At 70.4% G+C, this 20,562-nt stretch carries 16 protein-coding genes and 2 pseudogenes; 7 read left to right on the top strand and 11 right to left on the bottom strand.

Annotated elements, in window-relative coordinates; translation table 11 throughout:
* The first annotated feature begins 76 nt into the window (after positions 1-76).
* From ACZ7IB_RS11240 to ACZ7IB_RS11230, 3 genes are all read left to right on the top strand, one after another.
* Entirely contained in the window at positions 77-1,600 is a 1,524-nt protein-coding gene (locus ACZ7IB_RS11240; protein WP_470911452.1) for a CehA/McbA family metallohydrolase, read from the top strand.
* Between the two features lie 169 nt (positions 1,601-1,769).
* The gene (locus ACZ7IB_RS11235) at positions 1,770-2,414 is read left to right on the top strand and encodes a DNA polymerase ligase N-terminal domain-containing protein (RefSeq protein WP_470911448.1); all 645 of its coding nucleotides are present in this window, start codon (positions 1,770-1,772) and stop codon (positions 2,412-2,414) included.
* The gene (locus ACZ7IB_RS11230) at positions 2,411-3,088 is read left to right on the top strand and encodes an endonuclease (protein ID WP_470911444.1); all 678 of its coding nucleotides are present in this window, start codon (positions 2,411-2,413) and stop codon (positions 3,086-3,088) included. The genes ACZ7IB_RS11235 and ACZ7IB_RS11230 overlap by 4 nt, the downstream gene beginning before the upstream one ends.
* A gap of 40 nt (positions 3,089-3,128) precedes the next feature.
* On the opposite strand, the gene ACZ7IB_RS11225 is transcribed toward ACZ7IB_RS11230, so the two are convergent.
* Entirely contained in the window at positions 3,129-5,849 is a 2,721-nt protein-coding gene (locus ACZ7IB_RS11225) for a GNAT family N-acetyltransferase (RefSeq protein ID WP_470911442.1), read from the bottom strand.
* Positions 5,850-5,948: 99 nt separating this feature from the next.
* On the opposite strand from ACZ7IB_RS11225, the pseudogene ACZ7IB_RS11220 reads away from it, so the two are divergent.
* From ACZ7IB_RS11220 to ACZ7IB_RS11210, 3 genes and pseudogenes are all read left to right on the top strand, one after another.
* Positions 5,949-6,901, top strand: a pseudogene (locus tag ACZ7IB_RS11220) (siderophore-interacting protein); the annotation flags it as partial.
* A gap of 175 nt (positions 6,902-7,076) precedes the next feature.
* Positions 7,077-7,517 (top strand): RNA polymerase sigma factor, encoded by a 441-nt coding sequence (locus ACZ7IB_RS11215; RefSeq protein ID WP_266365505.1) that lies wholly within the window; start codon positions 7,077-7,079, stop codon positions 7,515-7,517.
* Positions 7,514-7,996 (top strand): hypothetical protein, encoded by a 483-nt coding sequence (locus ACZ7IB_RS11210; RefSeq protein ID WP_470911440.1) that lies wholly within the window; start codon positions 7,514-7,516, stop codon positions 7,994-7,996. Before ACZ7IB_RS11215 ends, ACZ7IB_RS11210 begins: the two co-directional genes overlap by 4 nt.
* Before the next feature lie 50 nt (positions 7,997-8,046).
* Here the strand turns inward: ACZ7IB_RS11210 and ACZ7IB_RS11205 are convergent, their stop codons facing one another.
* From ACZ7IB_RS11205 to ACZ7IB_RS11170, 8 genes and pseudogenes are all read right to left on the bottom strand, one after another.
* The gene (locus tag ACZ7IB_RS11205; RefSeq protein ID WP_470911439.1) at positions 8,047-9,612 is read right to left on the bottom strand and encodes an APC family permease; all 1,566 of its coding nucleotides are present in this window, start codon (positions 9,610-9,612) and stop codon (positions 8,047-8,049) included.
* Between the two features lie 247 nt (positions 9,613-9,859).
* Positions 9,860-11,323: an aldehyde dehydrogenase family protein gene (locus ACZ7IB_RS11200; RefSeq protein WP_470911436.1), complete on the bottom strand. Its 1,464-nt coding sequence runs from the start codon at positions 11,321-11,323 to the stop codon at positions 9,860-9,862.
* Positions 11,320-13,059 carry an N-acyl-D-amino-acid deacylase family protein gene (locus ACZ7IB_RS11195; protein WP_470911434.1) on the bottom strand — a complete coding sequence of 580 codons (1,740 nt, stop codon included), beginning with the start codon at positions 13,057-13,059 and terminating at the stop codon, positions 11,320-11,322. Before ACZ7IB_RS11195 ends, ACZ7IB_RS11200 begins: the two co-directional genes overlap by 4 nt.
* Before the next feature lie 284 nt (positions 13,060-13,343).
* Positions 13,344-14,471: an LLM class flavin-dependent oxidoreductase gene (locus tag ACZ7IB_RS11190; protein WP_383960443.1), complete on the bottom strand. Its 1,128-nt coding sequence runs from the start codon at positions 14,469-14,471 to the stop codon at positions 13,344-13,346.
* Positions 14,472-14,579: 108 nt separating this feature from the next.
* Complete coding sequence (locus ACZ7IB_RS11185) at positions 14,580-15,365, bottom strand: SDR family NAD(P)-dependent oxidoreductase (RefSeq protein WP_470911431.1); 786 nt, start codon at positions 15,363-15,365, stop codon at positions 14,580-14,582.
* Between the two features lie 10 nt (positions 15,366-15,375).
* Positions 15,376-16,320: a TIGR03619 family F420-dependent LLM class oxidoreductase gene (locus ACZ7IB_RS11180; protein WP_470911429.1), complete on the bottom strand. Its 945-nt coding sequence runs from the start codon at positions 16,318-16,320 to the stop codon at positions 15,376-15,378.
* 141 nt (positions 16,321-16,461) lie between these two features.
* Positions 16,462-17,325: an isocitrate lyase/PEP mutase family protein gene (locus ACZ7IB_RS11175; protein WP_470911426.1), complete on the bottom strand. Its 864-nt coding sequence runs from the start codon at positions 17,323-17,325 to the stop codon at positions 16,462-16,464.
* A gap of 486 nt (positions 17,326-17,811) precedes the next feature.
* Positions 17,812-18,123 (bottom strand): annotated as a pseudogene (locus ACZ7IB_RS11170) (aminoglycoside phosphotransferase family protein); the annotation flags it as partial.
* 150 nt (positions 18,124-18,273) lie between these two features.
* Between ACZ7IB_RS11170 and ACZ7IB_RS11165 the strand changes: the two are divergent.
* Positions 18,274-18,765 carry a hypothetical protein gene (locus tag ACZ7IB_RS11165; protein ID WP_470911853.1) on the top strand — a complete coding sequence of 164 codons (492 nt, stop codon included), beginning with the start codon at positions 18,274-18,276 and terminating at the stop codon, positions 18,763-18,765.
* A gap of 156 nt (positions 18,766-18,921) precedes the next feature.
* On the opposite strand, the gene ACZ7IB_RS11160 is transcribed toward ACZ7IB_RS11165, so the two are convergent.
* Together ACZ7IB_RS11160 and ACZ7IB_RS11155 are read right to left on the bottom strand one after the other, a co-directional pair.
* On the bottom strand, positions 18,922-19,743 hold the full coding sequence (locus ACZ7IB_RS11160; RefSeq protein ID WP_470911424.1) for a M23 family metallopeptidase: 822 nt from the start codon (positions 19,741-19,743) through the stop codon (positions 18,922-18,924).
* Between the two features lie 327 nt (positions 19,744-20,070).
* Positions 20,071-20,223, bottom strand: coding sequence for a hypothetical protein (locus tag ACZ7IB_RS11155; RefSeq protein WP_470911422.1), 153 nt, complete (start codon positions 20,221-20,223; stop codon positions 20,071-20,073).
* Positions 20,224-20,562 lie beyond the last annotated feature (339 nt).

The raw sequence follows: 20,562 nt of genomic DNA, 5'->3' as shown, positions 1-20,562 counted from the left end.
TCCCCGGAGTTCATGGCTCCCGGCCAGGGTCGGGTACGTCACCCCTCGCCAGTCACGACACCCGGGGAGCACTCGTATGTCCGCATCGCAATCCGCCCACGGCCGCCCGATGGCCAGGCGCGGCCTTCTCGTCGGTACGGCCGCCACCGCTCTAACGTTGGGCACTGTGAGCTTCGCCGACGCCGCGACCGGGGACGACGCCCCGGACCGGACCAGGACCGTGTGCGGCACTCTGCCGACCGGGTCGCCCGACTATGTGTATCTGCCGGTCGAAGTACCGCGCGGGGTACGGGAGATCGCCGTCTCGTACACGTACGAGAAGACGCCCGTCCCGGCCGGGACCCAGGGCAACGCCCTCGACATCGGCATCTTCGACGAGCGCGGCACGGAGCTGGGCGGGCGCGGGTTCCGGGGGTGGTCCGGCGGGGCGCGCAGCAGCTTCTTCATCCGGGCGGACGAGGCGACGCCCGGCTACATCGCGGGGCCGGTACGGGCCGGGACCTGGAACATCGCCCTCGGGCCGTACACCGTCGCCCCGCAAGGGCTCCCGTACGAGGTGACGATCACCCTGCGCTTCGGGCCCACCGGGTCCACGCCGAAGCCCGTCTACCCGCCGGAGCGGGCGAAGGGGCGCGGGCGCGCCTGGTACCGCGGGGACTGCCATCTCCACTCCGTCCACTCGGACGGCAAGCGCACCCCGGCCGAGATCGCCGCCGCCGCACGCGCGGCCGGGCTCGACTTCATCAACAGCAGCGAGCACAACACGTACTCCGCGCACAGCGCGTGGGACGGGCTGTGGGGTGACGATCTGCTCGTCCTCACGGGCGAGGAGGTCACCACCCGCAACGGGCATGTGATCGCGCTCGCCACCGACCCGGGAACGTTCGTCGACTGGCGCTACCGGGCCCGCGACAACCGGTTCGGGCACTACGCGAAGGCCGTGCGCCGGGCCGGTGGTCTGGTCGTGCCCGCTCATCCGCACGCCACCTGCATCGGCTGCCACTGGAAGTTCGGCTTCGGCGAGGCGGACGCGGTGGAGGTGTGGAACGGGGCGTACACCCCGGAGGACGAGATCGCCCTCGCCGAGTGGGACAACTCCCTTGTGGCGGCCGTCCGTACGTCGAAGCCGTGGGTTGCGGCGATGGGCAACAGCGACGCGCACCGGGAGCCGGACAAGGTGGGGCTGCCGCAGACCGTCGTCCTCGCCGACGAGCTGTCGCGCGAAGCGATCACGGCCGGAATCCGGGCCGGGCACTCCTACATCGCCGAGTCGTCCGCCGTCACCCTGTCCTTCGGGGCCTCGGGCGGGCGCGGCCTGCACGCGGGGATCGGTGAACGGCTGCGGGTGGACGGGGACGACACCCCGGTCACCGTACGGCTGGAGGTGACCGGGGCACCCGGCTGCACCGCGCACTTCGTCACCGACCAGGGCACGCTGTTCACGGCCACGTTGCCGGAGTCGGGCACGGGGACGGTCCAGTGGCGCACGACGCCGGTGTACGCCGCCTATGTACGGGCCGAGGTCCGGCACCCGGCGACGGTGCCGGGGCTGCCGGGGGCACTGGCGGCGCTCACCAATCCGGTGTTCCTGGAGGGGTAGGGGCAGCCACTAGGAGACCGGCGCGGGAGAGTATCGCCTTGACGTCAAGATACTTGATGTCGACATACCTTCCGTCCGTGCCGACGCACCCCGTCCCTGTGCGCTTCACGGCCGGGAGCGTCACAGTGGAAGGGGGACACCGGGCGGGCCTGCCGGAGGAGGTGTCCGGATGGATGTGACCGGCGAAAGCGACGACCGGCTCCGGGACTACCGCAGCGAACGGCACTTCGACGCGACCGCGGAGCCACGCGGCGATGGCGGACGGACGGGTGCGGCGCCCTGTTTCGTCGTACAGATCCACCAGGCGCGGCGCATGCACTTCGACTTCCGGCTGGAGGTCGGCGGCGTGCTGAAGTCATGGGCGGTGCCGCGCGGACCTTCGGAGAACCCGCGCGAGAGGCGGCTGGCCGTCCCCACGGAGGACCATCCGCTGGAGTACCGCACGTTCGAAGGAGTCATCGCGAAGGGCGAGTCCGGCGGCGGCACGGTGATCGTCTGGGACCAGGGCACCTACCGGCCGCTCAGCCACGACCGCTGGGGCGCGCCCGTGCCGTTCGAGCAGTCCCTGGAGGACGGGCACGCGACCTTCTGGCTCGACGGCACCAAGCTGCACGGCGAGTTCGCCCTCACCCGCTTCAAAGGAGGCGGTGCGGACGACGCCCCGGGCGAGGAGATATGGCTGCTGATCAAGGCCAAGGACGGGCGCGCCACCCATGACGGGCCGGACACACCGGACCCGTACCGGGCACGTTCGGCCCGTACGGGGCGAACCCTGCAGCAGGTCGCCGCCGAGGAAGGGGGCGGGCCCTCGTGACCGCCCGCAGAACCGTGGAGGTTCTTCTCAGCCGCTACGGCACCACCTATGCCGCCGAGGCCGGCATCCGGCTGCGGAACACACCACAACCCCTGTACCAACTCCTCGTGCTCAGCGATCTGTTGAGCGCCCGCATTCGGGCGTCCGTGGCGGTGGCGGCGGCACGCGCGCTGTTCGCCCACGGCATGCGGTCCCCGGACCGGATGATCGGGTCGACATGGCAGCAGCGTGTCGACGCGCTGGGCGAGGGCGGCTACCGGCGCTACGACGAACGGACCGCCACCCAGCTCGGCGACGGGGCAGAGCTCCTGCTGGTCGAGTACGGGGGCGATCTGCGGCGGCTGCGCAAGGAGGCCGACGGCGACCTGGACATCCTGCGGTCCGGGCTGCGCAGAACCCCGGGCATGGGCCCGGCCGGTGCGGACATCTTCGTACGCGAGGTGCAGGCCGTGTGGCCGGAGACGGCACCCTTCCTGGACGGAAAGGCTCTCCAGGGCGCCGAGAAGCTGGGGCTTCCCGCCTCGCCGGCGAAGCTCGCACGGCTGGCGGAGCAGGCCGAGCAAGCCGAGAAGGCCGAGAAGGCCGACGACCGCGGGCCCGCCGTGCTCGCGGCGGCCCTGGTGCGCGCCGCGCTGGACAAGCACGTCGTGGACGACGTCGCAGCGCGGGCCTGAGGGAGCGGCCCACCGCCCCGGCCCGTCGGCCCGCTGCGCCCTACACCCCCGCGGCGGCCGTCCGGCTCAGGAACGCCAGCCGGGCCCGCTTCTCCGGCTTGTCGATCTCCGGGCCGAGTTCGAAGCCCGCCCGGACCAGCCGCGCGACGGCCTTCTCGTTGCGGGCGTCCGGCTCGACGACGATCCGCAGGTGCGCCGGGTCGCTGAAGACGTAGTCGATGAGCACCGGGAGCAGGGCGCCTGTGAAGCCGCGTTCGGCGGTGTCGCCCGGACCGATCAGAAGGTGGATGCCGAAGTCGCCGGGCTCGACGTCGTAGCAGTCGGCCAGCGGGTCGGCAGCCGGTTCGTACGTCTGGAAGAGGGCGACCGGAACACCGTCGCGCAGGGCCAGATAGGCGTGGTGCGTGGTGAGCGAGTCCAGGAACTCGTAGGTCTCCAGGACCTCTTCACGGCTCGCGTCGCCCATGCCCCAGAAACGGGCGCGCTCCTCGGTGACCCAGCCGTGGATCAGGTCGAGGTCCGCGGCGGGGTCCACGGGGACGAGGCGGACGGTTCCGAAGCCGGGGGCCTCCTGCTCGTGGACGGGGGTGCGCACCGCGCTCGCGGCGGGGTCGGCGGTCATCTCGGCTCTCTCCTCTGTTCGGTGCAGCTCGTTCCAGTCCATGACCACGGGCGCGAGCCCGCCCCCTGCCCACAGCGGCAGTTGGTCACGGTGGTGGGCGTCGCCGCGGACCCCGGACGCCCCGAACGGGACCACCCACAGGCTGTCCTCACGCCGTGCCAGGTCCCAGACGTAGCGGGCGGCGGGGCCACGGGCGAACCGGTCGGTGACGCCGGGAACGCTGGAGGTGGACAGCACGCAGTCGTGGTCACCGGCGAGGCCCGGCCAGTCCGCGTCGGGGTGCGCACCGGGCAACGCCTGCCAGGGGGCCGGTCGGTGCACCTCGCCCCAGGGCCGCGGCGAGGTGTCCTCCGCGTACCGGGCCGCCACCGCCTCGGCCGCCGCGGTGACGGCCGCCAGCCGGTCGGTGTGCGGCAGCGGTCCGTGTGTCAGCAGGGTCTCCAGGGCGTACGCGATTCTCGGCACGGCGGCCAGCCAGGGGCGGAACAACGCCGGGTACGCGGGCGAGCGGGCCGGGTCTGCGGAGCCGGTGAGGGCGGCCAGGGCGGGGTGGGCGGCCAGCCGGTGCACGACATCGGCGCGCACGGCCGCGTAGAGCGTGGCGTCCGTGCTGTCGGCCTCCATGTGCCGGTCCCAGCACAGCAGTCGCTCACGCAGTCGGGCGGCCCCGGGGCTGAGACCGGTCGCCCCGGCCAGCAGCTCCAGCAGCGGGCGGGCGGAGGCGAGACGGGTGTCGGTGTGGATGTCCGTCATGCCCTTGGCAGTCCAGTGGCCGGACCGGCCGAGCAGTTCCCGGATGCGTTCCGCCCGGTGCGGGGGCGCGAACTCGACGCCGAGCGGGGTGGCGAGGCCGCGTGCGTTGGCCATCACCGCCGCACCGTCGACCTCGGTGCGCGGCATCGGCGCATGACGGCCCCGCCAGGCGTACGCCGGGTCGTGGGCCGGTACGACGCGCAGCCGGTTCTCGCGCGGGCGCAGCGGGACGTACCCGGCGACCCGGTGCAGGGTGGCGCCCGTGGTGTCGGCGGCGAGGACGACGTTGACCGGCTCCGCCCAGCGGTCCAGGGCGGCATCGAGATCGGCGACGGTACGGGCCCGGAGCAGGGCGGGCAGCGCCTCGAAGCCCAGCTCGTGGGTGACACGGGGCGGGTAACGGAGGCTGATGCCGCTTGCCGGGCCGCCGTGCGCGCCGTCCTCCGCGCCGGCGCCGTCGTCACCACCCGGCCCACCGTTGATCACCGGCCCGCGCCCGGTCTCGATGATCTCGGCCGTGACCGGGTCGGCGCCCGCCACCTCGATCGTCTCGGTGTGGGAGGCGGCCGCCTCCCAGCCCCCGGGGCCCAGTGCCTCGACCCCGCCCGTTGCCGTACGCCGCAACCGCTCCCGGTACAGGTCCTGGTAGTCGGCCATCGCGTTGGTGATCGCCCATGCGACGCCGCCCGTGTGCCCGAAGTGCGCGATGCCGGGTACACCGGGGACGGCGAGGCCCACCACGTCGAACTCGGGGCAGGCGAGCCGGATCTGCTGGTAGACGCCCGGGTCCTCGATGAAGCGGTGCGGGTCGCCCGCGACGATCGCCGCCCCGGTGGCGGTGCGGTCGCCGGTCAGCAGCCAGCCGTTGGAGCCGGAGGTGCCGGGGCCGTCGGTGGCGAAGAGCTCGATCGCTTCGTCGCCGAGCCGGCGGGCCACCTCCTCGCGCCAGAGTTTGGTGGGGAAGCCCGCGAACAGGATGTGGGTGGAGAGCCAGACGCCCAGCGGGGTCCAGGGCTCCCACCGTCCCGGGGCGACCCCGGCAGCCCTGAACTCCGGGGCGAGGCGCGCCCCTTCGGCCAGCCCCTCGTTGACGCCTTCGACGTACGAGACGACCCATGCGGCCGTCCGCGGCGCGACGAGCTCCAGGCGTTCGAAGCAGCGTTGTGCGGTGTCGGCGAGCCGGGCCTGCCGGGCGAACCGGTCCCAGTCGACGGCATCCGCACCGAGGAACGCGGCGGTGGTGCCCTGGACCCGGTGGCGTTCGATCTCGATCTGCCAGGCGCGGTCCAGGGCGGCGTTACGGCCCTGGGCGTGGGCGAGTTCGAGTGCGCCGCCCGCTCGTACATGGGGTATGCCCCAGTCGTCCCTGTAGACGTCTCCATGCATGCCGCATCCCGCCCCTTGCCAGATCGTTCGACTCCCCAAGCCCCCGAAATTTAGGTTAGCCTAACCTAAATCAGTTCTTCGGGACGGGGAGGGACAGCTGTGGGCCACGGCTGGGAGGGCGTTGTCCTCGAGCTCATGCGGGGACGCGACTTCACGTTCACCGTGACCGGGGCCGAGCAGGTCACCGAGAACTTCCACCGGGTGCACCTCACCGACGGCGGGCTGCTCGCCGCGACCGGCGGGGCACACCCGACGATGTGGGTCAGGATCTGGTTCGAGCAGGGCGGCAAACCGCACCAGCGCGCCTACACGCTGGTCGACCCCGACCCGGCGGCCGGGACGTTCAGCCTGGAGTTCGCCCTGCACAATGGCGCCGCGGGCGACTGGGCCCGCAGGGCCGAGCCGGGTGACACGATCGAGGCGACCCTTCAGGGCACCGGCTTCACCCTGCCCGAACCGCCACCCGCCCGGCTCTTCGTGAGTGGGCTGTGCCGCCGGACGACCCGGGGAACATCGCGGCGAGTTCGGCGGCTCCCGCTGCCGACACCGACGACGGACTGAATCACCAGGCACATCCCGACTCGAACCAGAACCCGTCGGAACGAATCGGCGACCCGGCTCCTCTGTGGGGTGACGCAACCCGTCACCACCATCCGCCCCGCAGAGGAGCACCCATGCATCCCACCCGGCTCACACCCACCGCCACCACCGCGGCCGCGGCCGTCGCCACCGTCCTCACCGCCGACGGACTGCTGCACGTCCTCTGGTCCACCGGCACCACCTGGCCCGCACACGACGCCGCATCCCTCTCGTACGCCGTACTCGGCATCGACGCACCCTTCACCCCGCCCGTCGTCCTCCCGCTCGCCACCCTGCTGTTCACCGGCGCGGCCCTGGTCACCGCCCGCGCCCGCCTGGGCCGCACCCACCGTCTGGGCCGGCTGCTCCAGGCCGGCACCGTGGCCGTCGCCTGCGGCACCGCGCTGCGCGGCCTCGCCGGGATCGCCTGGGCGTGCGGGCTGCGCACCGGACTGGACGACGGGGCGGGCGACACGTTCCACTGGCTCAACCTGGCGCTCTACACCCCTGTCTGCCTGGTACTCGCGGCCGCCGCACTCCGGGTGGCGGCCGGGGAGGAAGCCCCGACCCGTGTCCGATGACCACGGTCTGGATCACGAGCGCACCGTCCGGCTGGTGCGCGCGGCCCAGCGCGGCGACACGATCGCCATGAACGAGCTCCTCGACGTCCTCACCCCGTACGCGGGCCGCATCTGCACCCCCATCGCCCTGGCAGACGGGCCGGACGCCGTCCAGGAGACCCTTGTCGCCGTCTTCCGCAGCCTGCGTTCCCTCAAGGAACCGGCGGCGCTGTACGGATGGGTGCGCGCCATCGCCTGCCGGGAGGCGGTCCGCGTCGCCCGCCGCACCGCACGCTCCGTCCCCGCGGACCTCACCACCGTCCCCCAGCGCGGCGACCCGCAGCTGGCCTCCGACATCGGCGACGTCCTCGCCCGCCTCTCCCCCGAACACCGGGCCGTCCTCGTCCTGCGCGACGTCGAGGGCCTCGACGAACAATCCGCCGCCGCACTCCTCGGCCTGCGTGTGGGCACCGTCAAGTCACGGCTGCACCGGGCCCGGGACTCCTTCCGGAAGGCATGGACGTCATGACCGAAACCTCCCTCCCCCAGTGGCCCACCACCCCGGAACTCGACCCGGTCCGCCGCCTGCACGCCCTCGCGGCGGGCGTCCGCGGCGCCCGCGTCACCACCCGCGAGATCCCCGCCCCCTACGCCACCGTCCACCCGCTGCTGGCCGACATCGACGGCGAACTGTCCCGACTGGTCCCCGACATGCGCCGCCTGAAGCTCACCCGCGCGGACGGCGACCGCGTCGAGGCCGTGGCCCGCAGCCGCTACGGCATGCACGCCCGCTTCCACGGCGTGCGCCGCCCCGGCTGGCTCTGGCTCCAGAGCCGCTTCGTCCTGATCGGCATGGCGGCCACCCCGTCCCCCACCGCCCCCGGCCACACCCTGGTCGCCTTCACGGGCGGCGTACGCCTCCCGGGCCGCGCGGCCCTGATCCCACTCGGCGTGTCCCGCGCAGGCCGCCGGGTCCTGAGCCGGCTGGCAGCCCGCGTGGGCGGGTAGCCGTACGCAAGGTCCGCAGCTGTCCGGGTCTCAGCCAAAAGCCCCGGCCGTCAGTCCTCCACGACCAGCGCCGGAGTCTCCTTCGTCAGCACCTCGCCGCGGAAGAACGCCGGGCTGCGGCGCTGCATCACCAGCATCAGCACCACACCGAGCAGCAGCAGCCCGACGCCGATCACGAACACCGAGCCGACCCCGAAGACCGACGAGCCGGAACCGTACGCCGGATCCCACATGTCGTAGAGGGTCTTACCGAAGACCGCGGTGAGCAGGATGCCGCCGACGACCGGGAAGAGGCCCTTGAAGACCAGGTCGCGGGTGGAGCGGGTCAGGTCGGCGCGGAAGTACCAGGCGCAGGCGAACGCCGTCAGCGCGTAGTAGAAGCAGATCATCAGGCCGAGCGCGTAGATCGTGTCGACCAGGACGTGCTCGCTGACCAGGGTCATGACCGTGTAGAAGGCGCCGGTCGCCACGCCCGCCGTGACGGTGGCCTTCCCCGGGGTCCTGAAGCGCGGGTGGACGCGGGCGTACGAGGCGGGCAGGGCCTCGTACGTGGACATCGCCAGGACCGTGCGGGCCACCGGGATGAAGGTGGTCTGCAGGCTCGCGGCGGCGGAGGCGAGCACGGCGATGAAGAGCAGGACGCCGAGGCCCGGGCCCATGACCGGGCCGGCGAGTGCGGCGAAGACGTTGTCGGAGGTGTCCGGGTTGGCAAGGCCGGGACCGGAGTCGCCGGAGCCGACGGCCATTTGGGCGGCGACACCGGTCGCCAGGTAGGAGCCGACGAGCACGACCATCGCGATGAGGGCGGCACGCCCGGGGGTCTTCTCGCTGCCGACGGTCTCCTCGTTGGCGGTCAGGCAGGCGTCCCATCCCCAGAACATGAAGATCGACAGCGACAGACCCGCCGTGAACGCCGCGAACGACTGCACCGCGAACGGGTTCAGCCAGGACCAGGAGAAGTCCACCGACGAGGCGAACTCCCCACTGTTCGCCTTCTGTACGGCCATCGCCACGAACAGCGCGAGGACGACGAGCTGAAGGCCCACCAAGGCGTACTGGATGCCTTTGGTGGCCGTCATCCCCCGGTAGCTGATCGCCGTGGCGATCGCGATCAGGAGCAGACAGGTGAGGATGTGGACCGGCTTGCTGTCGTCCAGGGCGGCGATCGAACCACTGCCCGTGACCTCGCCCGCGAGGAGCCAGAAGTACGAGGTGGCGACGCCCGCCAGGTTCGACAGGACGATGATCGTCGCAATGACCAGGCCCCAGCCGCACATCCAGCCGAGGCGCGGGCCGAATGCCTTCACCGTCCAGGTGAAGGAGGTACCGCAGTCCGGCATGGCCTTGTTGAGTTCGCGGTACGCGAATGCGACGAGCAGCATCGGCAGGAAGCCGGCCAGGAAGACGGCGGGCATCTGCACGCCGACCTCACCCGCGGTGGAGCCGAGGGTGGAGGTGAGGCAGTAGACGGGGGCGACGGTGGAGATGCCGATCACGGCGCTGCCCATCAGGCCGACGGAGTTCCCGCCCAGACCCTTGCCGCGTACACCGCCGTCGGCCGGGGCTGCGCCCCGTACCGGGTCTCCGGCCTGCGGCCGCGCGTCCAGCTGTGTCATGGAGAGGACGTTATGCGCTGCGATATCCACATTCGGAGGCTGAGACTCCGGAACCTCATCCTTGAATTTTGGGTGACAGAACGGGCACATGGAAACTAATTGAAGGCAATCAATGATCGCGACCTGCTAATGAGAGGCCGGTGCTCGATCGCAGCGACGTACGAGAATCGCAGCACTGTCCGTTTTGTGGGGGTTCAAAATTTTCCCGTGAGTGCCCGCTCAGCGGACACTCACGGGGTGTGCCGATTCAGCCCGGCCAGACGATCGCCTGGAGTTCGCTGTATGCGTGCAGGGCGTACGAGCCGACATCGCGCCCGACACCGCTCTTCTTGAACCCGCCGAACGGGGCCTCCATGTTCCGCCCGATGGTGTTCACACCGACCCCGCCGGCGCGCAGTTGCCGGGCCACCCGGAAGGCGCGTGCCACGTCCGAGGACCAGACGTAGTCGATCAGTCCGTAGTCGCTGTCGTTGGCGAGTGCGATGCCCTCGTCCTCGTCGTCGAAGGGGACGACCACGACTACGGGGCCGAAGATCTCCTCGCGGACGACGCGCATGTCGTTGGTGCAGTCGGCGAGGAGGGTGGGGGCGACGTAGAAGCCCCGGTCGAGTCCGGCCGGGCGTTCCCCGCCCGTGACGATCCTCGCCCCCTCCTTCCGGCCGAGTTCGATGTACGACTCGATGCGGTCTCGGTGGGCGGCGGAGATGACCGGGCCGACGACCGTGCCCCGGTCCGTCGGGTCACCCACCTTCAGGTGACCCGCGTACGCGGTGAGTTTCTCGATCAGGGCGTCGTGGGCTGCGCGCTGTACGAGGACGCGGGTCGGGGCCGTACAGATCTGGCCGCTGTAGAAGGAGAACGTGGTGCCGATGCCCGCCGCCGCGGAGTCGAGGTCCGCGTCGTCGAGGACGACGGCGGCCCCCTTCCCGCCCAGCTCCATCAACTGCCGCTTCATGGAACGCCCGCACACCTCGGCGATGCGCTGTCCGACGGCCGTGGAGCCGGTGAAGCTGACCATGTCGATGTCCGGTGAGTCGACGGCGGCCTCGCCCGCCCCGGGGCCCGATCCGGTGACGACATTGACGACACCCGCCGGAACGCCCGCCTCTTCGAGCGCCTCGGCCATCCGGTAGACGGAGAGCGGGTCCTGCGGCGCGGGTTTCACGACGACCGTGTTGCCCATGGCGAGTGCGGGGGCGACCTTGCCGGCCGGGTTGGCCCAGGGGTTGTTGTACGAGGTGATACAGGTGACGACGCCGACCGGCTGGCGTACGGCGAGCGCCCCGAACACACCGGCCCGCCCCATCGGCCCGGCCTCGTTGATCTGCGGTGCGATCGGCTCCTCGACCGGTTCCAGGGCGCCCCTGGCGTACCGGCGGAAACGGGCGGCGCCGACGGCGGCCTGCATGACCTTGGCCGTTGGCGTGGTGGCGCCGCTCTCCGCCTGGGCGAGTGCGGCGTTGCCGGTGAGGTCGCGCTGCATCAGGTCGGCGGCGCGGTCGAGGATCGCGGCGCGTTCCTCGGGGCGGGTGCGGGACCAGGCGGCGAAGGCCTCGCCGGCCGCGGCCGCCGCCGCGTACACCTGCTCGCGGCTCGCCTCGGGGGCGAGGCCGACGACCTCCTCGGTGGCCGGGTTGATCACCTCGTAGTGGCCGTGGTCGGGTTCGGTCCACTCGCCGCCGATGAACAGGCGCCGGTTTCTGTCGCTCATACGGTGCTCACCGTCCGGGTGTCGCGGCCGGAGCGGAGCACCGTACCGGGGACTGCGCCGGTCACCTTGTCGTCGCGCAGGGTCTCCACGCCGTTGACGCGGACGGACACGATGCCGATGGCCTTGGAGTCGAGGCGGGGGCTGTCGCCGGGCAGATCGTGTACGAGGGTGGCGGGCCCGGCGTCGATGCGTTCGGGGTCGAAGAGGACGAGGTCGGCGTGGAAGCCCTCCTCGATGCGGCCGCGGTCGCGGAGCCCGAAAAGCCGGGCGGGGTCGTCGGTGAGCATCTTGACGGCCTGTTCGAGGGGGAGGAGTTTGCGTCGGCGCAGGCAGTCGCCCAGGAAGCGGGTGGTGTACGGGGCGCCGCACATCCGGTCCAGGTGCGCGCCCGCGTCGGAGCCGCCGAGCATGACGTCCTCGTGCTCCCAGGTCTGCCGTCGCAGCGCCCAGGAGTCGGGATCGTTGTCGGTGGGCATGGGCCACAGCACCGTGCGCAGCCCGTCGTCGGCGCAGATCTCGACGAGGCAGTGGAAGGGGTCCTGCCCGCGTTCGGCGGCTATGTCGCCCACGACGCGGCCGCTCAGTCCTTCGTTGGCCGCGCTGTACGTGTCCCCGATGACGTACCGGCCGAAGTCGGCGAGGCGGCGGAAGACGCCGGCCTCCTTGCTGTCGGCGCGGCGGAGCATTTCGGCGCGGGTGCCGGCGTCGCGGAGCCGTTCGATGCGTTCGGGGACTGGGAGGGCGAGGATGTCGCCCCAGCCGGGGATGAGGTTGAGGGCGCAGAAGGTGCCGAGCGACATGTTCATGGGGGTGAGGATCGGCATGGTGAGTGCGACGATCCGGCCGCCGGCCCGGCGGGCCCGTTCGCTGGGGACGAGCTGGCGGGGTACGCGTTCGGGGACGGCGGCGTCGATGGTGAGGACGTTCCAGTTCAGCGGACGGCCCGCGGTGGCGGTCATGTCGACGAGAAGCTCGATCTCCTCGTCGGAGAACTGGTCGAGACAGCCCGCGACGATCGCTTCGAGCTGGGTGCCTTCGTGTTCACCGACGGCGCGGGAGAGGGCGAGGAGCTCCTCGGGGAGCGCGTGCCGGGAGGCGACGGGCTGTCCGTCGCCGTCGGAGTGGGTGGAGGACTGGGTGGTGGACAGCCCCCAGGCTCCGGCGTCCATCGCGTCGTGGAACAGCGCGAGCATGGCGTCGAGCTGTTCGGGGGTGGGCTGCCCGCCGATCGCGTCGGCGCCCATGACGTGTCTGCGCAGGGCGCAGTGGCCGACCATGAACCCGGCGTTGACGGCGATCCGTCCTTCGAGGGCGTCGAGGTATTCGCGGAAGCTGGACCAGCTCCAGTCGACGCCCTCCTCCAGTGCCTTGAGGGCCATACCCTCCACCCGCGACATCATGCGGCGGGTGTAGTCGGCGTCCTCGGGGCGTTCGGGGTGGAGCGGGGCGAGGGTGAATCCGCAGTTGCCTCCGGCGACGGTGGTGACGCCGTGGTTCATGGAGGGTGTGGCGTACGGGTCCCAGAAGAGCTGGGCGTCGTAGTGGGTGTGGGGGTCGACGAAGCCGGGGGCGAGGACGAGGCCGGTGGCGTCCTCGGTGGTGACGGCTTCCTCGACGAGCGTGCCCGGTTCGGCGATGACGGCTATCCGGCCGTCGCGGATGCCGATGTCGGCGGGGTACGAGGGTCCGCCGGTGCCGTCCACGACGGTCGCTCCGCGGATGAGGTGGTCGAGCATGACGGGGTTCCCTTCTGTGTTTCCCGCCGCGGGTACATGGGTGTGCAGCCGGGGTGCGCACGGCCGCGGTACGCACCCCGGCTCCACGGAGCGGCGGTCCGGGAAGACGCCGCTGTTCTCGGCCCCGCCGACGCTTCAGGCGCGGGGTCCGGGGGCCGGGGTGAAACCCAGCCCCGCCGGCGTTTGAGGCGCGGGGTCCGGGGCGGAGCCCCGGTATCGGGAAGGGGCGGGTAGGGGACAACGCCGCAGGCGCACCGAGCCCGCACCCGCACCCCGCCCCACCCTTACGCCCCCGCCGCCCCCCGGAACCGCGAGGTCCGGTGCACCGGGTCCGTGTCGATCTTCGGGATCACGTGCTCACCGATCAGCCTGATCGAATTCAGCGTGTCCTCTCGGCTCATCCCGATCGGCAGCCCGAAGCTCAGCTGATCCGCCCCCGCCTGCTCCCACCGCTTGCACTGCCGCAGCACCTCGTCCGGATCACCGCAGATCATCAGCTCCTCGGCGATCAGCAGCTCGATGATCTCCTCGGAGTACTCCGGCAGCAGCTCGGGCCACTCCGGGATGCCCTCGGGCCGGGGGAACGTGTCGTGGTAGCGGAACAGCAGCGACTGCAGATAGTTCAGCCCGCCGCCCACCGCGATCTCGACGGCCTTCGCGTGCGTCTCGGCGCAGATGGCGGTGGAGGTGACCATGACGTTGTCGTTGACGAAGTCGCCGACGGGTTCGGCCTCCTTGACGGCCGTCTTGTAGGACTCGACGACCCACTCCATGTCGGAGACCTTCTGCACGCTGAAGCCCAGCACGCCGAGCCCCTTCTTGCCCGCCATCGCGTACGAGGACGGCGATCCGGCCGCGTACCACATCGCAGGGTGCGACTTCCCGTACGGCTTGGGCAGGATCTTGCGCGGTGGCAGCGACCAGTGCTTGCCCTGGAAGCCGGCGTACTCGTCCTGGAGCCACATCTTGGGGAACTCGGCGATGGTCTCTTCCCAGAGTTCCTTGGTGTGGTTCATGTCGGTGATGCCCGGCATGAAGCCCAGGATCTCGTGACTGCCGGCCCCACGCCCGGAGCCGAATTCGAATCGGCCCTCGGAGAGGTGGTCGAGCATGGCGACCTTCTCGGCCACCTTCACCGGGTGGTTGACGGGGGCGAGCGGGTTGAAGATGCCGGATCCGAGGTGGATGCGGTCGGTGGCGTGCGCGAGGTAGCCCAGGTACACATCGTTGGCCGAGAGATGCGAGTACTCCTCCAGGAAGTGGTGCTCGGAGGCCCAGGCGTACTTGAAGCCGGACTTGTCCGCCTGGATGACGTACTCGGTCTCCTCGATCAGCGCCTTGTGCTCTGCCCCGGGGTCGGCCTTGGCCCGTGCGGCTGGCACGTACCCCTGTACAAAGAGCCCGAATTCCAAGGGGGTTCACCGTCCTCATTTATTTCTGACACACCGTCAGATTGCGATGCGTCCGACTGTTCCACCGGCACCCGCACCCGTCAATACCTGACGCATCGTCAGAACTGCTCAGAACAGGCTGACACCCGCCAGCCAGCCGCCGTCGATGACGAACGGCTGCCCCGTGATGTACGAGGAGTCGTCCGAGGTCAGGAAGAGCGCCAGCGCCGCCACCTCCTCCGGCTGCCCGATCCGCCCCAGCGGTACGAGCTTCCGGTACAGCTCGGCCACCGCCGCCCTGGACTCCTCCGGGTCCGCGGTCGGGTCCAGCGCCGCCGGGTTGGTCATCGCGGTGTCCACGGCCCCGGGGCAGACGGCGTTGACCCGTATCCCCTTCGCCGCCAGCTCCACCGCCGCCACCTTGGTCAGCCCGAGCACCGCATGCTTGGTGGCGGCGTACGCGCCCACGAACGCCATGCCCGTGAGCCCCGTGTACGAGGCGGTGTTGACGATGGTCCCGCCGCCCGCGGCCTCGATCTCGGGCGCGACGTTCTTGATCCCGAGAAACGCGCCCACCTGGTTGACCTGCACCACCTGCTGGAACTCCTCCAGCGGTGTGGTCACCAGCTCGTTGAAGCGGAGAATCCCCGCGTTGTTGACGAGTCCGTCGATCCTTCCGAAGGCATCCTTCGCGGCGGCGACGGCGGCCTGCCACTCGTCCTCCCGGCTCACATCGAGATGGACGAACCGGGCGACGTCCTCCCCCAGCTCCTTGGCCAGCGCCTCGCCCTGCTCGTCGAGCACATCGGCGATCACCACCCGCGCACCCTCCGCGGCGAAGAGCCGCGCCCCCTGCTCGCCCTGTCCGCGCGCCGCGCCGCTGATCAGCACGACCCGCCCGTCCAGCTTGCCCATGGCCTGACTCCTACCTGTCGAGATGGGGTGCGACCTCGGCGGCGAACGCCGCCATCTGGTCGGTCAGTTCGCTGCGGCTCCGGCTGCGGAACCGCACCTGGATCTGGTGGACGCCCATGGCTCCGTACTCGCGCAGCGAATCGGCGAGGACCTCCGGCTTTCCGGTGAGGGTGCGCCGCCCGACAGACCACTCCGGATCACCGACGTACAGCGGCTCGGTGATCGCGCCGATGACGATCGGGGCCTCGATCCCGGCCGCCTCGCGCAGCTCCTTCAGCCTGGCGATCTGTGCGGGCAGTTTCTCCCGAGGATCGCCCTGCGGCAGCCAGCCGTCCCCCCGTACCGCGGCCCGGCGCACGGCGGCGGGCGAGGAGCCGCCCACCCAGACCGGCACCCGTTCCTGGGCCGGGCGCGGCAGCTGCCCGAGCCCGGCGAAGGAGAACCGTTCCCCCGCGAACTCCGGGTACTCCTCGGGACCGAGCGCCGCCTTCAGTGCGTCGATGGTCTCGTCGAGGACCCCGCCCCGCCCCTCGAAATCCGCCCCGAGCGCCTGGAACTCCTCCGGTACGTGCCCGGCCCCGACCCCGAGGATCAGCCGGCCGCCGCAGAGGTGGTCGAGGGTGGCGTACTGCTTGGCGGTGGCCAGCGGGTGCCGCAGGCCGACGACGGCGACATGGCTCATCAGCAGGACCCGCTCGGTGATCCCGGCGAGAAAGGCGAGAGTGGCGACCGGGTCGTACCAGACGGTGCTCATGACCCCGGCGAGCCGCCGCGGGACCGCGACATGGTCGCAGCTCGCGAGGTAGGCGAAGCCGGTACGGTCGGCGGTGCGGGCGATCTCGGCGAGGTCCGCGGGGGTGGCCGCGGCCTCCCACCCCTCCGCATAGATGGTGCTCTGCGACTGGATCGGCAGCTGCATCCCGTACGACAGCGGCCCGGTGGGCAGTATCGGCACCGGACGGCCTCCTTCCCGAGGGAATCTGACGCATCGTCACATGACGGGCGCGGGGGCCATCGTCGTGCCTGACGTCACATCAGACAAGAGGCGGGCGCGAACCGGGCGGCCTGGCGGCCCGCTCCCGGCGCATCGTTCGCGTCAGACGGACACGGGCTCACGGACGGGGTGGTGCCTGCCGATGTTCCTCTCCAGCAGTTCTGTCGAACGTCGCACTCCGATTCCGCCGGAGGGCGCGAGCTCGGGGAGCCGTCCGTCGGACTGCTTGAGGTCCGTCAGTGCGGCATCGATGGCGGCATGTGCGGCAAAGAGGCAGGGAGTGCTGTAGATGGCCACCTGGCATTCCAGCTCGGTCAGTTCGGAGAGCGAGAGCCTGGGTGACTTTCCGCCTGCGATCTGATTGAAGAGCAGCGGCTTGTCACCGACCACCTTCCGGATGCGCCGGATCCATTCGACGCTGCGCACCCCGTCGACCAGGACGACGTCGGCTTCCGTCTCGGCCAGCGCCTCGGCCCGGCGCAGGATGTCGTCCTCCTCCGTGGCGTCCGTGCGGGCGACGACCACCAGATCCTGCCTGCTCTCCAGCACGAGGTTGAGCTTCTCCAGATACTCCTCCAGCGGCAGCACCTGCTTGCCGTCCTCGTGACCGCACCTGCGGGGGCGCTTCTGGTCCTCCAGGATGACGCCGGAGGCTCCGGCCCTCTCCAGGCGCTGCACCACATGGCAGGCGACCTCGGGATCGACGTAGCCGTCATCGATGTCGACCAGCAGGTGGTGGGAGGGGAAGGCCGGCCGCAGCCGCTCCACGAAGGCGACCATGTCCGGCCAGGCGATGAAGCCGATGTCGGGGAGCCCGTAGTGGGAGGCGGCAAAGCCGAATCCGGACACGAAGAATCCGTCGTAATGCCGGGCCGCGACGGACGCCGAATACATGTCGTAAATACCGATGAGAGGAGTCGTTCCCGGAGATCCGACTTCTTCCCTCAACGCACTTCCGTAACGCACAGCGTCTCCTTGCCAATGAGTCGTTGATTCGCGAATCGGTATCCGGCGCATCGCCGATGTGCCGAATTTCCGGTTCGGCGATTCCATTGCGAGAAAAAGGTGTCGAGCGACGCCTTCTCAGGCGATTGGGAATCCAGCCCAACCGGGACCGGGAGCCACCGAGACACCGGTGGACGAATCGGAGGCATGGGGATCGGTGATTCAGCAATTCACCGATGCGGAGAATGCGGAAACACCACGCACAGCGCTCGCTTGCGGTAGGGACGACGGCACTCATGCCACACAGGACGCGAAGTACTGCCCTCTTCGCGAAGACGCGTATATCTATACAGGCATGACCGTCCCTTTACCCCGGGACACGCCGCGTTTGACCCAGCGTACGAAACCGGAGGGTCGTTTTCCTTCGGATCGCCGACGCATCGCCGGAAGGACCGCCGACTGCCTGCCAGCGACGTCATGTTGGGGCGTTGCGGCGATGACAGCCGATCAGGCGTACCTGTCGAGCAGGCACTCCACATAGCCCTCCAGGCGCGCCGTGAGCACCTCGGGCGTCAGATCGGTCCGCCCCGGTTCCCGCCACGGGACCACGACCTTCTCCGCGTCCGGCGCGTAGGCCGGCGCGTCCAGCAGCCGCCAGTACAGGTGGTCCGTACCGCTCGCGGCCAACCGCCCGCCCGCGCCCGTGCACTCCTCGGCAGAGCTCATCCCGGCCGGGACACCGTGCAGGAGCGCCAGTGCGGTCGAGCAGTGAACGACGTCCAGGTCGGCGGGGCCCCAGGAGGTCTCGACCCGGTCGAGGCGGGACGGCGTCCACTTCGACGCGTCCCTTTCACCTGAAGGGTGGATACGCAGGTCGTCCGCCGCTGGGCAGGCTTTCCGCGCTTGGAAGCAGCACAGCCAAGCAGCGTTCGAACTCGCAAGACAGACAAGGAGCACGTCTTGAAGCGCATGGGACTTCTGTCCGCCCGCACGGTGATCGCCGCTACCGCTTCGGTCCTACTGGTGGCCGGTACCGCGCAGGCCGCACCGGCGAAGTACGCGCGGCACGCGGATGCCGCCGCCCAGTTGAAGAAGGCGGGCATCACCTGGACATCCAGCGGCAACTGCTCCGACTGGAACGAGAAGTCATGTACGTCGTTCACCCAGATCAACAAGGCGACCATCGCAGGCACGATCGCCTTCAAGACGGCCAGCGGCTGCAAGGTGATCGTCACCGGCGGCACCGAGAAGGGCCACAGCTCCGGCACCTACAGCCATCGCAACGGGTACAAGACAGACATCTCCACCAAGATCTCGTGCGTCAACAACTACATCACGCGCAAGTTCGCCAAGGCGGGGAAGCGTAGCGACGGGGCCGCTCTGTACAAGTCCCCCGCCGGCAACGTCTACGCACGGGAAGGCAGCCACTGGGACATCACGCACTACAACAGCAAGGCGTAGCGGACACTGCCGCTTCCGACGGGGGACTCGCGGCATCGGACTGCGGCACGCATGTGAAGGAAGCAGCCGTCTCCCTCACATGTGGCCGCGACGCCGGATGCCGCTCCCGTCCGCCCTCGACCGGCGGACGGGAGCGGCATCGGCCAGGCGTGCCGGTCAGCAGTCCGGGATCACCGTCCCGTTGTTGTCCCTCGCCTCGTCGTTGCCCCAGCGCGACAGGTAGTACGCCGAGACGTACGCGCCGCGCCCGTTCTTGCCCGCGTACACCGTGTCCAGGTCCGTCTTCAGCCACCAGTGGTTGTAGCTGGAGCCGGAGCCGGCCTGGGCGCCCCACACCTTGCAGTAGACGTAGTTCGTGCCCGCGTTGAGGACGCCCTGCGCGTCGCCCGTGCCGGCCGCCGCGTAGCCCGTGGCGTCGGCGAAGGTGTCGACCCAGTACTTGCCTCCACCGCCACCTCCGCAGCCGTTGTCGCTGGTCAGGTACTTGCTGTAGTACGAGCCGGGGTACGGGGCGAGTGACTGGCCGTTGATCGCGATGGTCTGACCGACGCCGTTGTACAACTGCTCGTAGTGGATGTGGGCGCCGCTGCTGCTCCCGGTGGAGCCGGTGACGCCGATCTGCTGGCCCTGGGAGACAAAGGCGCCGTCGGCGACTGAGTACGAGGCGAGGTGGAAGTAGTAGGTCTGCCAGCCGCCGCCGTGGTCGATGGCGATGTAGTTGCCCGCGCCGCTGGGCTGGGAGTAGCGGTGGGCCGTCCCGCCGGACGAGGCGAGGACGGGGGTGCCGGCCGTGGTGCCGCCGTCGGTGCGGACGAAGTCGAGGGCCTGTCTTACTTCCGCCGAGTGATGACTGTAGGTCCAGGTCTGGCCGCAGGGGAATGGCGCCTTGAAGTTCGGTGCCGCGGCGGCGGGGGTCGCGGTCAGCAGTCCTGCGACGAGGGCCACCAGGCCCAGCAGGGCGATGCGTATCGAGCGCATGCGCGGTCATCCTCCGAGTCGAATCCGAGTGGAGTACCGGGGTACGGGGGCACAGCAATCCGGGTTGAACGGACTCAAGAGTGCCGGAAGTTCAGCTGCCCCAGTAGACCCGAAAGCCCCCGAGAACCCGAGCCGACCGCTTCGGAGAAGTGAGGCCGGCGTGCGCCGGTGCGGTCGCACCGGATGGGAACCCGGGGGCTGTCGAACTCGACGGAAACGACATGGAGCTGCCGCAGCAGAAGACCCTTCATCTGCTGCGGCAGCGATCACAGGGACTGTCCCGAACCCTGAGCGGGTTCCCGTCCATTGCCCTTGGAACTAGTTACTTCACGGACCAACGTTGCCAGGAATGCAGACCGCGTACGACTGGACGGTCTGCGCGGTGGCGCCGTTGTTGTATGCGGAGACGTGCCAGGTGTTGGTGGCGGTGTCCGGGTAGCTCGCGGTCCAGATGATGTCCGGGTTCTGCAGCTGGCTCACGGCACCTCCCCCGGTCAGCACGGTTCCGGCAGGGCACACGGCCACGATGTCCTGAGTGCTGCCCCCAGCGGGCACAGACGTGGCGTTGCTGTTGGCCTGCACGGACGGGCCAACAGGCCCCGTCGGGCCGGTGGCACCCGTCGGGCCAGTAGCACCGGTGGCACCGTTGGTGCCGTTGGTGCCGGACGCACCCGTCGCACCCGTCGGACCCGCAGGACCAGTCGCACCATCAGCACCATTGGTACCGGACGCACCCGTCGCACCCGTCGGACCCGCAGGACCAGTCGCACCATCAGCACCATTGGTACCGGACGCACCCGTCGCACCCGTCGGACCCGC

It is taken from the genome of Streptomyces sp. NPDC037301 (genome assembly GCF_055602785.1).
Note: the sequence above shows the minus strand (reverse complement) of the source record. Positions and strands in the feature narration are given on the sequence as shown.

What these genes read in the sequence shown, in the direction of transcription:
- ACZ7IB_RS11240 (WP_470911452.1), top strand. Translation starts at nt 77, where the DNA reads ATGTCCGCATCGCAATCCGCCCACGGCCGCCCGATGGCCAGGCGCGGC.
- ACZ7IB_RS11235 (WP_470911448.1), top strand. Translation starts at nt 1,770, where the DNA reads ATGGATGTGACCGGCGAAAGCGACGACCGGCTCCGGGACTACCGCAGC.
- ACZ7IB_RS11225 (WP_470911442.1), bottom strand. Translation starts at nt 5,849, where the DNA reads ATGCATGGAGACGTCTACAGGGACGACTGGGGCATACCCCATGTACGA.
- ACZ7IB_RS11215 (WP_266365505.1), top strand. Translation starts at nt 7,077, where the DNA reads ATGAACGAGCTCCTCGACGTCCTCACCCCGTACGCGGGCCGCATCTGC.
- ACZ7IB_RS11210 (WP_470911440.1), top strand. Translation starts at nt 7,514, where the DNA reads ATGACCGAAACCTCCCTCCCCCAGTGGCCCACCACCCCGGAACTCGAC.
- ACZ7IB_RS11205 (WP_470911439.1), bottom strand. Translation starts at nt 9,612, where the DNA reads ATGACACAGCTGGACGCGCGGCCGCAGGCCGGAGACCCGGTACGGGGC.
- ACZ7IB_RS11200 (WP_470911436.1), bottom strand. Translation starts at nt 11,323, where the DNA reads ATGAGCGACAGAAACCGGCGCCTGTTCATCGGCGGCGAGTGGACCGAA.
- ACZ7IB_RS11195 (WP_470911434.1), bottom strand. Translation starts at nt 13,059, where the DNA reads ATGCTCGACCACCTCATCCGCGGAGCGACCGTCGTGGACGGCACCGGC.
- ACZ7IB_RS11185 (WP_470911431.1), bottom strand. Translation starts at nt 15,365, where the DNA reads ATGGGCAAGCTGGACGGGCGGGTCGTGCTGATCAGCGGCGCGGCGCGC.
- ACZ7IB_RS11165 (WP_470911853.1), top strand. Translation starts at nt 18,274, where the DNA reads ATGGGACTTCTGTCCGCCCGCACGGTGATCGCCGCTACCGCTTCGGTC.
- ACZ7IB_RS11160 (WP_470911424.1), bottom strand. Translation starts at nt 19,743, where the DNA reads ATGCGCTCGATACGCATCGCCCTGCTGGGCCTGGTGGCCCTCGTCGCA.